Source organism: Pseudomonas sp. R1-43-08 (assembly GCF_003852255.1).
Lineage (GTDB): Bacteria > Pseudomonadota > Gammaproteobacteria > Pseudomonadales > Pseudomonadaceae > Aquipseudomonas.
In genome coordinates, this window is the sequence record NZ_CP027734.1 from 361,924 (window position 1) to 374,117 (window position 12,194).

The 12,194-nt window shown below is 61.9% G+C and carries 10 protein-coding genes; 3 read left to right on the plus strand and 7 right to left on the minus strand.

Annotated elements, in window-relative coordinates:
* Positions 1-149: 149 nt before the first annotated feature.
* Genes C4J87_RS01470 through rfbB form a run of 7 tightly spaced genes read right to left on the minus strand, consistent with a single transcriptional unit; the run spans position 150 to position 7,233 of the window.
* Entirely contained in the window at positions 150-605 is a 456-nt protein-coding gene (locus C4J87_RS01470) for a thioesterase domain-containing protein (RefSeq protein ID WP_124368926.1), read from the minus strand.
* Between the two features lie 26 nt (positions 606-631).
* Positions 632-2,017: a sigma-54 dependent transcriptional regulator gene (locus C4J87_RS01475; protein ID WP_124365447.1), complete on the minus strand. Its 1,386-nt coding sequence runs from the start codon at positions 2,015-2,017 to the stop codon at positions 632-634.
* The gene (locus C4J87_RS01480; protein WP_124365448.1) at positions 2,014-3,822 is read right to left on the minus strand and encodes an ATP-binding protein; all 1,809 of its coding nucleotides are present in this window, start codon (positions 3,820-3,822) and stop codon (positions 2,014-2,016) included. The genes C4J87_RS01475 and C4J87_RS01480 overlap by 4 nt, the downstream gene beginning before the upstream one ends.
* Positions 3,823-3,858: 36 nt before the next feature.
* Positions 3,859-4,740 carry a dTDP-4-dehydrorhamnose reductase gene (gene rfbD / locus C4J87_RS01485; protein ID WP_124365449.1) on the minus strand — a complete coding sequence of 294 codons (882 nt, stop codon included), beginning with the start codon at positions 4,738-4,740 and terminating at the stop codon, positions 3,859-3,861.
* Positions 4,737-5,282, minus strand: coding sequence for a dTDP-4-dehydrorhamnose 3,5-epimerase (gene rfbC / locus C4J87_RS01490; RefSeq protein WP_124365450.1), 546 nt, complete (start codon positions 5,280-5,282; stop codon positions 4,737-4,739). The genes rfbD and rfbC overlap by 4 nt, the downstream gene beginning before the upstream one ends.
* Positions 5,279-6,154 carry a glucose-1-phosphate thymidylyltransferase RfbA gene (gene rfbA / locus C4J87_RS01495; RefSeq protein ID WP_124365451.1) on the minus strand — a complete coding sequence of 292 codons (876 nt, stop codon included), beginning with the start codon at positions 6,152-6,154 and terminating at the stop codon, positions 5,279-5,281. Before rfbA ends, rfbC begins: the two co-directional genes overlap by 4 nt.
* Positions 6,151-7,233 carry a dTDP-glucose 4,6-dehydratase gene (rfbB, locus tag C4J87_RS01500; RefSeq protein ID WP_124365452.1) on the minus strand — a complete coding sequence of 361 codons (1,083 nt, stop codon included), beginning with the start codon at positions 7,231-7,233 and terminating at the stop codon, positions 6,151-6,153. Before rfbB ends, rfbA begins: the two co-directional genes overlap by 4 nt.
* Before the next feature lie 151 nt (positions 7,234-7,384).
* On the opposite strand from rfbB, the gene C4J87_RS01505 reads away from it, so the two are divergent.
* The 3 genes from C4J87_RS01505 (at position 7,385) to C4J87_RS01515 (ending at position 11,972) form a co-directional block, all read left to right on the plus strand.
* Positions 7,385-10,291, plus strand: coding sequence for an aminotransferase (locus C4J87_RS01505; RefSeq protein WP_124365453.1), 2,907 nt, complete (start codon positions 7,385-7,387; stop codon positions 10,289-10,291).
* Between the two features lie 121 nt (positions 10,292-10,412).
* Positions 10,413-11,519, plus strand: a complete 1,107-nt coding sequence (aguA, locus tag C4J87_RS01510; RefSeq protein ID WP_124365454.1) for an agmatine deiminase — start codon at positions 10,413-10,415, stop codon at positions 11,517-11,519.
* Between the two features lie 237 nt (positions 11,520-11,756).
* Positions 11,757-11,972, plus strand: a complete 216-nt coding sequence (locus tag C4J87_RS01515) for a hypothetical protein (RefSeq protein ID WP_124365455.1) — start codon at positions 11,757-11,759, stop codon at positions 11,970-11,972.
* Positions 11,973-12,194: the final 222 nt, after the last annotated feature.

The window sequence follows — 12,194 nt, forward strand, 5'->3', positions numbered from 1 at the left end:
CGCGGAGGCCCTGAGTTCTTCGCGAGCAAGCTCGCTCCTACAAAAAGCCTTAACTGACTGGCATTAGGGCTTGCTCCCGATAATGGAGTGTCAGTCACTGAATGTGCTGCTGATACACCGCTATCGGGAGCAAGCCCCCTCCCACATTTTTAGCGGTGCAGGACGTACTGGCCGGTGAACGACACGGCCTGCTCTGCGCTGCCCTCATTCACAATCCACGTCTCCAACGTCAACCGCGCTCGCCCATAACGCTTGTACGTTGCGACAAAGCGCTTCCACACTTTCTCCTCCGGCGCCGCGCAAATCACCGTCGCATCCTGCGTCACCGGCAACGGATAGCTGATCTGCCCTTCCTGAATCACGATGTGCCCGTCTTCGATGCCCTCTTCGCGCAGTCTCAGGTGCAACCAACCCCAACCCGCCAGCACGGCGCCGCAGTAGAGGCTGCCGCCAAACATGGTGCTCTTGTGGTTGATATTGGCCTGCAAGGGTAAATGCAGTTGCAGTTGGCCGTGTTGCCAGTCGAGCACCTTGAGGCCCATTTCCCGGGTGAGGGGGATGTCGTGGTGGAGGATGGATTCCAGGTAACGGCTGTCGCGGCTCATGGCGGTCTCTTGGCGGATGGGCAGGGTCATTCGTCGTCTGCGCTATGGTTGGCGCTGTCGGCGAAGTTCAGGCCATGCTTGCGCAGTTTGTCGTGCAGGGTTTTGCGGGGCACGCCGAGGGCTTCGGCGAGGCTGCGCATGGAGCTGTGGGGGCGCGTCAGTTCGGCGGCGATCAGGCTTTTTTCGAATTGTTCGACTTGCTCGCTCAAGCCGCCGGGCGTGGAGGTCAGTGTGCTGGCGGATGGATTGTCCAGCGTACTGTCCAAGGCCAATTCCAGGCCCAGGGCAAAGCGTTCGGCGGCGTTTTGCAGCTCGCGTACGTTACCCGGCCAACTGTGGCGCAACAGCAGCGCGCGCTGGCCCGGTTGCAGCTCATGCAGGGGCAGGCCGTGGCGACTGCTGGCTTCGTCGGCGAAGTGCTGGAACAGCATCAGTGCATCCTCACCGCGCTCGCGCAATGGCGGAATGCGCAGCGGCGCGACATTCAGGCGGTAATACAAGTCGGCCCGGAAGCGGCCCTGGTCGGCCGCCTGGCGCAGGTCTTCCTTGGTGGCGGCGATGATGCGGATATCCAGTGCAATCAACTGATTGCCGCCCAGCCGCTCCACGACGCGCTCCTGCAGCAGGCGCAACAGCTTGACCTGTACATCCAGGCTCATGCTTTCGATTTCATCGAGGAACAGCGTGCCGCCATTGGCGAATTCGAACTTGCCGATGCGGCGCTTCTGCGCGCCGGTAAACGCGCCCGGTTCATGGCCGAACAGCTCGCTTTCCACCACCGATTCGGCCAGGGCCCCGGCGTTGATCGCCACGAACGGACCGCTGCGGCGGCTCGACAGATCGTGCAAGGCGCGGGCGACCACTTCCTTGCCGGCGCCGGTTTCGCCGAGGATCAGCACATCAGCCTTGGTCGCTGCCAGTGCGCCGATTTGCTCGCGCAGGCGCAGCATCTGCGGCGAATGCCCCACCAGGCGCGTGCTTAGTTGCTGCCGGTCACTGAGGGCCAGGCGCAGGCTGCGGTTGTCCAGCACCAGTCGGCGCAGGGCCAGGGCGCGGCGCACGCTGTCGAGCAAGGCGTCGCTGGCGAAGGGCTTTTCGAGAAAGTCATAGGCGCCGGCACGCATGGCCTGCACCGCCAGCGGCACGTCACCGTGGCCAGTGATCAGCAGCACTGGCAGGTCAGGGTCCTGGCCGTGCAGCTCGGCGAGCAGCTCCAGGCCGTCCATGCCGGGCATGCGGATATCGCTGACCACGACGCCCGACCAGTCCCGCGACAAGCGCGCGGTGAGGCCGCTGGCTTCGCCCAGGGGCAGCACTTTCAGCCCGGCCAGGTCCAGGGTCTGGCACAGCGCCTGACGCAAATGGGGATCGTCATCGATCAGCACCACCTGAATCTGGTTATCGATACTCATACACTGCGGTCCTCGGACGGTTGCAGACTGACGCCCGGCGAGCCGGCACGCAATTTCAAGGTTAACAGCGCGCCGCCTTCCTTGTGGTTGGCGAACAGCAGTTCGCCGCCGAAGGCACGCATCAGGGTGTCACAGATCGCCAGGCCCAGGCCCAGGCCCTGGGTGCGCGTCTTGGTGGTGTAGAACGGCTCGCTGGCGCGGCCCAATGCCTCCATGCAAAAGCCCGGGCCATTGTCGCGAATGTACAGGTTGACGCCCTGGTCAGTGGTTTGGGCACTCAGCCACAGTTTGCGTGGCGGACCTTTTTCGGTAAGGGCGTCCAGGGCATTGGCCAGCAGGTTGCCCAGCACCTGGCGCAGACGGGTTTCACCGGCTTGTACCCATAAGGTCGCTTCGGGTAAGTCGCGGATCAATTCCACTTCCATTGATCGCCGCCGTTTGGCCAGCAAGGCCAGGGCATCGTCCAGCGCAGGTTGCAACGCCACGCTTTCCGGCGCGTGACGGTCACGGCGGGCGAACGCGCGCAAGTGGGCGATGATCGAGGCCATGCGCCCGGTCAGTTCGCTGATCAACTTGAGGTTGCCGCGCGCATCGGCGGTGCGTTCATGGTCGAGCAGGATTTCAGCGTTTTCCGCGTAGCTGCGAATCGCTGCCAGGGGTTGGTTCAGTTCATGGCTGATACTGGCCGACATGGTGCCCAGCGCCGAGAGTTTACCGGCCTGCACCAGGTCATCCTGGGCACGTACCAGTTCCTGCTGGGCGTGTTCGCGCTCCAGCACTTCCTGTTTCAGGCGCCGGTTCAGGCCTTCCAGGTCGCTGGTGCGCTCGGCCACGCGCATTTCCAGCTCGCGGCGGGCCTTGGCTTCGAAGGCGATGCGCTCCAGGTAATGCCGGCGGCGCTGCATCATCAAGCCGAGCAGCAGCATCAGCACCAGCAAGGTCGCGCCGCCTACGGCCACCACGGTACGCACCGGGCGGTTGATCAAGGATTGGGGGGCGAGGATTTCCACATTCCAGCCTGTCTCGGCGATGGCGGTGGATTGGCGCAGCCAGGCGCTGCTGCTGAGGTTCAGCGGCTGAGGGTCGCGGGTGGGATAAGGCTGAATGGCAATAATGGCCTGGCGCTCTGCGGCGGTCAGCGGCCGGGTGGCGCGGAACCGCCATTGCGGGCGCGAAGTGAGGATCACCACGCCGTTGTGGTCGGTCACCAGGAGTTGTTCCGGGGTGTTGCCCCACAAGCTCTCGGTATGGTCCAGATCCACCTTGACCACCAGCACGCCAATGATGTTCTCGCCATCGCGTACGGCGGCGGCGAAGAAGTAACCGCGCTTGGCCGAGGTGGTGCCCAGCCCGAAAAACCGCCCCAGGCGCCCGGCCATGGCTTCGCTGAAATAGGGGCGAAAAGAAAAGTTGCGCCCGACGAAGCTGTCTTGTTTGTCCCAGTTGGACGCGGCGAGGGTCTTGCCGGTGGTGTCCATCAGGTACATCACCTCCACCCCGGCCTGGGCGGCGACGTCCTTGAGCAGCGAGTTGGCGTTGACCAGGTTGGTGCTGACGTGAGGCGCATCCAGCGCGGTGCGCAAGGCCGGTAGGTCACCGAGGATCTGCGGCAGCACTTCATAGCGGTGCAGGGTGCCCAACAGGTTGGCGACGTACAGGTCGAGGGTCTGACGGTTCTGCCCGGCCAGCTCGCTGCGGTAGTAGCGCTCGGCCAGGTGCTCCAGCGGCCAGAGCAGCGGCGCCAGGCACAGCGCCAACAGGGCGAGGCTGCGCCAGCGGGGTCTTCGCGGAAGGGGTGGGGTCATGGGAATCGTGCGCCTGTGGGTACAGGCGCATTATGCCTAGTGCTGCCCGGCAAGACACTCGTGCAATGCGTCTTGCCACTGCGGCTGGCTGACCTGCCATTGCTGTTGCAGGCGGCTGCAATCGAGGCGCGAGTTCAGCGGGCGTTTAGCGGGTGTTGGATAGGCGCTGGACGGGATCGCTTCCAGCTCGGCGCAGGGTTTGCCTGCAGCGCGAAGGGCTTGGCCAATGGCCTCGGCAAAGCCGAACCACGACGTTTCGCCTTGGGCCGTGAGGTGGTAAACCCCCCAATCCCCGGCGTTACCGGCTTGCCAGCGCTCAATCAACGCACGCGTACTGTTGGCGATGGTCCCGGCCCATGTTGGCGCGCCAATCTGGTCGGCGACGATGCGCATCTGCGGCTTCTCATGCAGCAGACGCTGCATGGTCAGCAGGAAATTCTTGCCGTGGCTCGAATATACCCAACTGGTGCGCAGAATCAGATACTTCCCGCCCACGGCCGCAATCGCCTGCTCGCCCGCCAGCTTGCTCTGGCCGTAGACGCCCAGTGGGTTGGGCGAATCGCTTTCGGTGTACGGGGCCGGTTTGCTGCCGTCGAACACGTAGTCGGTCGAGTAGTGAATCAGCGGGATGCCCAGGGCCTTGGCTTCTTCGGCTAGGATGCCGGGGGCGATGGCGTTGACGGCGAAGGCAGCGTCCGGTTCGCTTTCGGCCTGATCGACCGCCGTGTGGGCGGCGGCGTTGATGATCAGGCTTGGGCGGTAAGCGCGCACTTGTTGGCGAATCTGCTCGGCGTTGGCCAGGTCAAGCTGGTCGCGGCCGAGGACGATGAGCTCGCCCAGGCCGTGGAGCCGCTGTTGCAGCTCTTTGGAGACTTGGCCGTGTTGGCCGGTGATCAGTATTTTCAGGGGGGCTGTCACGGGAACAGGTCCGCATCTTTCAGGCTTTTACCGGTTTGATCCTTGGCGGACAGGGTCGGTGGCCCATTGAGTTGCCAATCGATATTGAGGTCCGGGTCGTCCCAGCGAATGCACCGCTCTGCAGACGGCGTGTAGTAATCCGTCGTCTTGTAGAGGAATTCGGCGTAATCGCTCAGCACAACGAACCCATGGGCGAAACCGGGTGGAATCCACAGTTGACGATTGTTCTCGGCGGACAAGCGCACGCTGGCCCATTGACCGAAATGAGGAGAGCTGCGGCGGATGTCCACCGCCACATCCAATACTTCCCCGGCCGTCACCCGCACCAGTTTCCCCTGGGCGTGTTCTACCTGGTAGTGCAAGCCGCGCAACACGCCCTTCAACGAGCGTGAGTGGTTGTCCTGCACGAATTGAAGTTTCAATCCGCTGGCGTTTTCAAACTCGCGAGCGTTGAAACTCTCATAAAAAAAGCCGCGGTCATCGCCAAAAACCTTTGGTTCGATGACCAATACACCAGGCAGCTCAGTGGTGCTCACATTCATTTAGGGTTCCCGGCCAGAGTGTACAGATACTGACCATAGCCGGTTTTGCCGAAATATTTCGCACGTTCCAGCAGATAGTCACGATCAATCCAGCCGTTCTCGTAGGCGATCTCTTCCAGGCAGGCTACTTTCAGGCCCTGGCGGTGCTCGATGGTCTGCACGTAGGTCGACGCTTCCAGCAAGCTGTCGTGGGTGCCGGTGTCGAGCCAGGCGAAACCGCGACCGAAACGCTCAACGTGCAGGTCGCCGCGCTTGAGGTAGGCGTTGTTGACGTCGGTGATCTCCAGCTCGCCGCGTGGCGAAGGCTGGACGGCCTTGGCGATCTTGATCACGTCGTTGTCGTAGAAATACAGGCCGGTCACGGCATAGCTGGATTTGGGCTTCGCCGGTTTTTCTTCGATCGACAGGGCACGGCCTTCTTTGTCGAAATCGATCACGCCAAAACGCTCCGGGTCTTTCACCCAGTAGCCGAACACCGTGGCGCCCGATGGGCGTTTCGCGGCGTTGCGCAATTGATCACCGAAATGCTGACCGTGGAAGATGTTGTCGCCCAGGATCAGGCACACCGGGTCATCCCCGATGAATTCTTCGCCAATGATGAACGCTTGCGCCAAGCCGTCCGGCGAAGGCTGCTCTGCATAGCTGAAACGCACGCCGAACTGGCTGCCATCGCCCAACAGGTTGCGGTATTGCGGCAGGTCCACGGGCGTTGAGATCACCAGGATGTCCTTGATCCCCGCCAGCATCAGCACCGAGATCGGGTAATAGATCATCGGCTTGTCATACACCGGCAACAGTTGCTTGGACACGCCCAGGGTAATGGGGTGCAAACGGGTGCCGGAACCGCCGGCCAATACAATTCCCTTCATCATGCGATCAGATCCTTTACGTCAGTATTGCCAAGTCGTTCACCCTGATAACTGCCGTCCTGGACCCTGCGGCACCATTCCAGATTATCGAGGTACCACTGCACGGTCTTGCGCAGGCCGGTTTCAAAGGTTTCTTCCGGGACCCAGCCCAATTCGCGCTCGATTTTGCTGGCGTCGATCGCGTACCGCTGGTCGTGACCCGGACGATCCTTGACGAAAGTGATCAGGTCGGTGAATTTTTCCACCCCGGCTGGGCGCTGTGGCGCCAGCTCTTCCAACAGGGCGCAGATGCCGCGAACTACGTCGATGTTCTTCTGTTCGTTGTGGCCACCGATGTTGTAGGTCTCGCCTACCACCCCAGTAGTCACCACCTTGAGCAGCGCACGGGCGTGGTCTTCGACGAACAGCCAGTCGCGCACTTGCAAGCCATCGCCATAGACCGGCAGCGGCTTGCCGGCCAGGGCGTTGAGGATAACCAGAGGGATCAACTTTTCGGGGAAGTGGAACGGCCCATAGTTGTTCGAGCAGTTGGTCAGCAGCACCGGCAAGCCGTAGGTACGCTGCCAGGCGCGGACCAGATGATCGGAGGCTGCCTTGCTCGCAGAGTACGGCGAGCTGGGGGCGTAGGGCGTGGTTTCGGTGAAGAGATCGTCCACGCCGTGCAGGTCGCCATACACCTCGTCAGTGGAGATGTGGTGGAAGCGGAATGCGCTTTTAGCCGGTTCTGCCAGCGTCTGCCAGTACGCCCGGGTGGCTTCCAGCAGGCTGTAGGTACCGACAATGTTGGTCTGGATGAAATCCGACGGGCCGTCGATGGACCGGTCCACATGGGACTCGGCCGCCAAATGCATGATCGCTTCGGGCTTGAAGCGCGCCAGCACAGCGCTGACGGTGGCCTGGTCGATGATATCGGCCTGGACGAACTCATAGCGGCTGTTGGACGCAATGCTGGACAGCGACTCAAGGTTGCCGGCGTAAGTGAGTTTGTCCAGGTTGAGCACTTCGTGCTCTGTGTGCTGGATCAGATGCCGGATCAGGGCCGAGCCAATAAATCCGGCACCGCCGGTGATGAGAATACGCATGTCGAGGGCCTTTTCCTTAGACGGACATTAAGCGAAAGAAGCATAGCTTGAGTTGTGAATCGGGCGGGCGCAAGCGCGGCGAGCAAGAGGGGTTGATTAACGCCCCGGAACAATGGCGATATAGACGCCTGATAAAACCGAGGTCGTCACAATGTTGCTTGCCACATTGATCCATCGTGCCAGTTTGCCTTGCCCCCAGTTGAGCCTTGAGCAGGCGGCCCATTTGCTTGAGCAGCATTACGGCCTCAGGGGCACATTGCAGTCGTTGGGCAGCCAACAAGACCTTAACTACAGGATCGACAGCGCCTTGGGCCGCTTCGTTCTGAAAATCTGCCGGGGTGACTACGCCGCAATCGAGCTGCTGGCCCAGCATGCAGCCCTCAACGAGCTGCAGGCCCACGTACAGGTGCGCGTGCCCAGGGTCATCAAGGCCCTCAATGGCGACGAACTGCTGAGCGTCACCGTCGGTGGGCAAACCCTGCACCTGCGGCTACTGGACTACATCGACGGCCAGCCGCTGACCGATTTGCCTCACCTGGGCCGCGATGTGATCGCAGGGTTCGGCGACCTGTGCGGGCGAATGAGCCTGGCACTGTCAACGTTCACCCATCCAGGACTGGATCGCACCCTGCAATGGGACCCACGCCACGCGCAGGAGCTGATCACTTATCTGCTAGCGACCTTGCCCGAGCTTCCCCATCGCACTGCACTGGAGCAAGTCGCCGGGCGGATCGAAGCGCATATCCGCCCTCTGGCTGCACACCTGCCCTGGCAGGCCGTGCACATGGACATCACCGATGACAACGTGGTCTGGCAGCGCGATGCGCAGCGGCATTGGCAGGTCCAGGGTGTGATCGATTTCGGCGACCTGGTACACACCTGGCGCATCGCTGACCTGTCGGTGACGTGCGCTGCGCTGCTGCATCACGCTGAGGGCGACCCGTTTGCCATCCTGCCGGCGATCCAGGCCTGTCATGCGATCACGCCGTTGCAGCATGAAGAGTTGCGCGCGCTGTGGCCGTTGATCGTCGCCCGCGCGGCGGTGTTGGTGTTGAGCAGTGAGCAGCAGCGACGTCTGGACCCTGATAACGCCTACCTGTTGAAGAACGCCGAGCACGAGTGGGAAATTTTCCATGTCGCCACGTCGGTGCCGTTCGAACTGATGGAAGCGGCGATCCTGAGTAGCGTCGGCGAGGCGTTGCCTGCCTTGGCCAACCAGGACTTTGCCCCCTTGCTGCCGGGGCTGGTCGGGCGGGAGTTCGCGCTGATCGACCTGGGCGTACTCAGCCCGCATTTCGAGGCGGGCAATTGGGAGACGCCGGGCATGGATCGGCGGCTGCTGAATGAAGCCGCTGCGGTGCATGGGCTGGCAGCCAGCCGTTATGGGCAATATCGGTTGTCGCGCACCCGCCCGGACAGTGCTGTGGAACCGGACACCTTCGCTCTTCATGTCGAATTAAGCCTGCCCCATGGCACAGTGCTTGAGGCACCCTTCGCCGGGACACTGCGCGAGGGCGCCGACGGCTTGCTGTGTGTGTACGAAGAGCGCCTGAATCTGCGCGTATGGGGTGTGACAACGCGGCTCAAAGCCGGTGCGCAGGTGGTGAAGGGGCAAATACTCGGTGAAGTCCACGGGCCGTTGATCGTGCAGCTGTGTCGTGCCGACCTGGAACCCCCGCTGTTCTGTGCGCCTTCCCGGGCGTCGGCGTGGCAGGCGTTGTGCCCGTCACCGGCGGTGCTGCTCGGGCTGGCCTGTGATGCCGAACCGGAGCTGGACCCCGAAGCCCTGCTGGCCCGGCGCGACGCCAGCTTCGCCCGTTCGCAGAAGCACTATTACGTCGACCCGCCCCGTATCGAGCGGGGCTGGCGCAATCACTTGATCGACATGCAGGGCCGCTCCTACCTGGACATGCTCAACAACGTGGCGGTGCTGGGCCACGGCCACCCGCGCATGGCAGCAGTGGCGGCGCGGCAATGGTCGTTGCTCAACACTAATTCACGTTTTCACTACGCGGCGATTGCCGAGTTTTCCGAACGCCTGCTGGCGCTGGCGCCGGCGGGCATGGACCGGGTGTTCCTGGTCAACAGCGGCACCGAGGCCAATGACCTGGCGATCCGCCTGGCCTGGGCCTACAGCGGCGGGCGCGACATGCTCAGCGTGCTGGAGGCCTATCACGGCTGGTCGGTGGCGGCGGACGCGGTGTCTACCTCGATTGCCGATAATCCCCAGGCGTTGAGCAGCCGCCCGGACTGGGTGCACCCGGTGACGGCGCCGAATACCTACCGGGGCGAGTTTCGCGGGCCAGACAGTGCGCCTGACTATGTACGAAGCGTGGAGCATAACCTGGCGAAAATCGCCGCCAGCCAACGCCAACTGGCGGGTTTCATCTGCGAACCGGTGTATGGCAACGCCGGTGGCATTTCGTTGCCGCCCGGCTATTTGCAGCAGGTCTATGGGCTGGTCCGCGCCCAGGGCGGTGTCTGCATTGCCGATGAGGTGCAGGTAGGTTATGGCCGCATGGGGCATTTTTTCTGGGGCTTTGAAGAGCAGGGCGTCGTGCCGGACATCATTACCATGGCCAAGGGGATGGGCAACGGGCAGCCGCTGGGCGCGGTGATCACCCGTCGAGAGATTGCCGAAGCCCTGGAGGCCGAGGGCTATTTCTTCTCGTCATCGGGCGGCAGCCCGGTGAGCTGCCATATCGGCATGGCGGTGCTGGATGTGATGGAAGAGGAAAAACTGTGGGAAAACGCCCAGGTAGTGGGCGGATATTTCAAGACACGCCTGCAAGCGTTGATCGAGCATCACCCGTTAGTCGGTGCGGTACACGGTTCCGGCTTCTATCTGGGCCTTGAACTGGTACGTGACCGACAAACCCTGGAACCCGCGACACAAGAGACTGCGCTGTTATGCGACCGTCTGCGCGAACTGGGAATCTTCATGCAGCCGACCGGCGACTACCTGAACATCCTCAAGATCAAGCCGCCGATGGTCACGACCCGGCGCAGTGTGGATTTCTTCGTCGACATGCTGTCGAAGGTGTTGGATGAGCTGTAGTCATTCGATTGTTATCGACTAAATTCCGTAGTTGATCCTTACTGTTACTCATGTTCACTGTTAAAGCCGATATTTATCCGTTATAAAGTCGGCCTTCACCCCATTCGGAGTCCTGATCGCCATGACCACCCTGCACAGCACGCCTCGCGCCGATGGCTTCCATATGCCCGCCGAATGGGCGCCACAGACTCAAACCTGGATGATCTGGCCCGAGCGCCCGGACAACTGGCGGCTCGGCGGCAAACCGGCGCAAGCGGCCCACGTGGCGGTGGCCAAGGCCATCGCACGTTTCGAGCCGGTGACCGTTGCGGTCTCCGCCGGCCAGTATGAAAACGCTCGTAGCCGCCTGGACGTACCGAATATCCGCGTGGTGGAAATGTCCAGCGACGACGCCTGGGTACGGGACACGGGGCCGACCTTCGTGATCAACGACAGCGGTGAAGTACGCGGGGTGAACTGGGATTTCAACGCCTGGGGCGGTTTCGATGGCGGCCTGTATGCGCCGTGGAACCGTGACGCACAGGTGGGCGGCAAGATTCTCGAGATCGAGCGCGCGTCGCGTTATCGCACCGAAGGTTTTGTGCTGGAGGGCGGTTCGATCCACGTCGACGGCGAAGGCACCCTGATCACCACCGAAGAATGCCTGTTGAACCGCAATCGCAACCCGCATCTGGACCGCGCCGCCATTGAAGCGGTGCTCAGCGCCAACCTGGCTGTGGATAAGATCATCTGGTTGCCGGATGGCCTGTTCAACGACGAAACCGACGGCCATGTGGATAACTTCTGCTGCTACGTGCGCCCAGGTGAAGTGCTGCTGGCCTGGACCGATGACCCGCAAGACCCGAACTACCCGCGCTGCCATGCCGCCATGGAGGTACTGCAAAGCAGCACCGACGCCCGCGGCCGCTCGTTCACGGTGCATAAGATGCCGATTCCGGGGCCGCTGTATGCCACCGAAGAAGAATGTGCCGGTGTCGATCCGGTAGACGGCAGCCAGGAACGTAATCCGAGCGTGCGGTTGGCCGGTTCCTACGTCAACTTCCTGATCGTCAACGGCGGCATCATCGCGCCGAGTTTCGATGACCCGCTGGACCATCAGGCCAAGCAGATCCTGCAGAACCTGTTCCCACAACACGAAGTGGTGATGGTGCCGGGCCGCGAACTGTTACTGGGGGGTGGCAATATTCACTGCCTGACCCAGCAGCAGCCAGCACCGCAGAGAAATTGAGTGCAGTTGTAACAGCGCCTTGAGGGCGAGCGAGCACTGCGCGAGCGCAGTATTCCCGGCAAGCCCGCGATCCAGCACGGTCGCGGGCTTTTTTGTGCCTCAATACCTGTGAATGCGGGAGATTGGCATAGCTCTTGTATCGGCAAACACACCACAGAGCGCCAAGGTGATGACCGCATGGTTCTGTCACAAACCTTGAGTAAGTTAGCCGCTCACGCAGCAGGAGAGAGCGCTGAAATGAATGCCGAAATCAACCCGATGTACACGCGCACGTTCCACCCGGTGCGGGTCGACGGCGACGCGATCCATGCGCTGGCGCTCTGGTTGAAGGAAAACGGCGCGCGCCGGGGCAGGCAACAGCCTGACTTGCGCAGCGTGATGAGTGAACGCTACCCGGCGGGCTTGTTCACGGAGGATGAGGTGCAGGTGTTGTGCGCGCTGGAGCGTAACTGAAAGCGCCGACGAATCAATATGGGAGGGGGCAAGGGCTTTTTTGTAGGAGCGAGCTTGCTCGCGAAGAACTCAGGGCCCCCGCGTTTATTCAGAATGAACGCGTTGCCTGGAAGTTTTTCGCGAGCAAGCTCGCTCCTACAGCCAAAGCGCTATAGGTCTGTGCTTAGAATTATTTAGCCTAAATACAGGCGGTTCACGAAATTGACACATAGTTCAACGCGC

Bases quoted from the DNA above. Each gene is read 5' to 3' on its own strand.
- C4J87_RS01470 (WP_124368926.1), bottom strand. From the start codon at position 605: ATGAGCCGCGACAGCCGTTACCTGGAATCCATCCTCCACCACGACATC.
- C4J87_RS01475 (WP_124365447.1), bottom strand. From the start codon at position 2,017: ATGAGTATCGATAACCAGATTCAGGTGGTGCTGATCGATGACGATCCC.
- C4J87_RS01480 (WP_124365448.1), bottom strand. From the start codon at position 3,822: ATGACCCCACCCCTTCCGCGAAGACCCCGCTGGCGCAGCCTCGCCCTG.
- rfbC (WP_124365450.1), bottom strand. From the start codon at position 5,282: ATGAATGTGAGCACCACTGAGCTGCCTGGTGTATTGGTCATCGAACCA.
- rfbA (WP_124365451.1), bottom strand. From the start codon at position 6,154: ATGATGAAGGGAATTGTATTGGCCGGCGGTTCCGGCACCCGTTTGCAC.
- rfbB (WP_124365452.1), bottom strand. From the start codon at position 7,233: ATGCGTATTCTCATCACCGGCGGTGCCGGATTTATTGGCTCGGCCCTG.
- C4J87_RS01505 (WP_124365453.1), top strand. From the start codon at position 7,385: ATGTTGCTTGCCACATTGATCCATCGTGCCAGTTTGCCTTGCCCCCAG.
- aguA (WP_124365454.1), top strand. From the start codon at position 10,413: ATGACCACCCTGCACAGCACGCCTCGCGCCGATGGCTTCCATATGCCC.
- C4J87_RS01515 (WP_124365455.1), top strand. From the start codon at position 11,757: ATGAATGCCGAAATCAACCCGATGTACACGCGCACGTTCCACCCGGTG.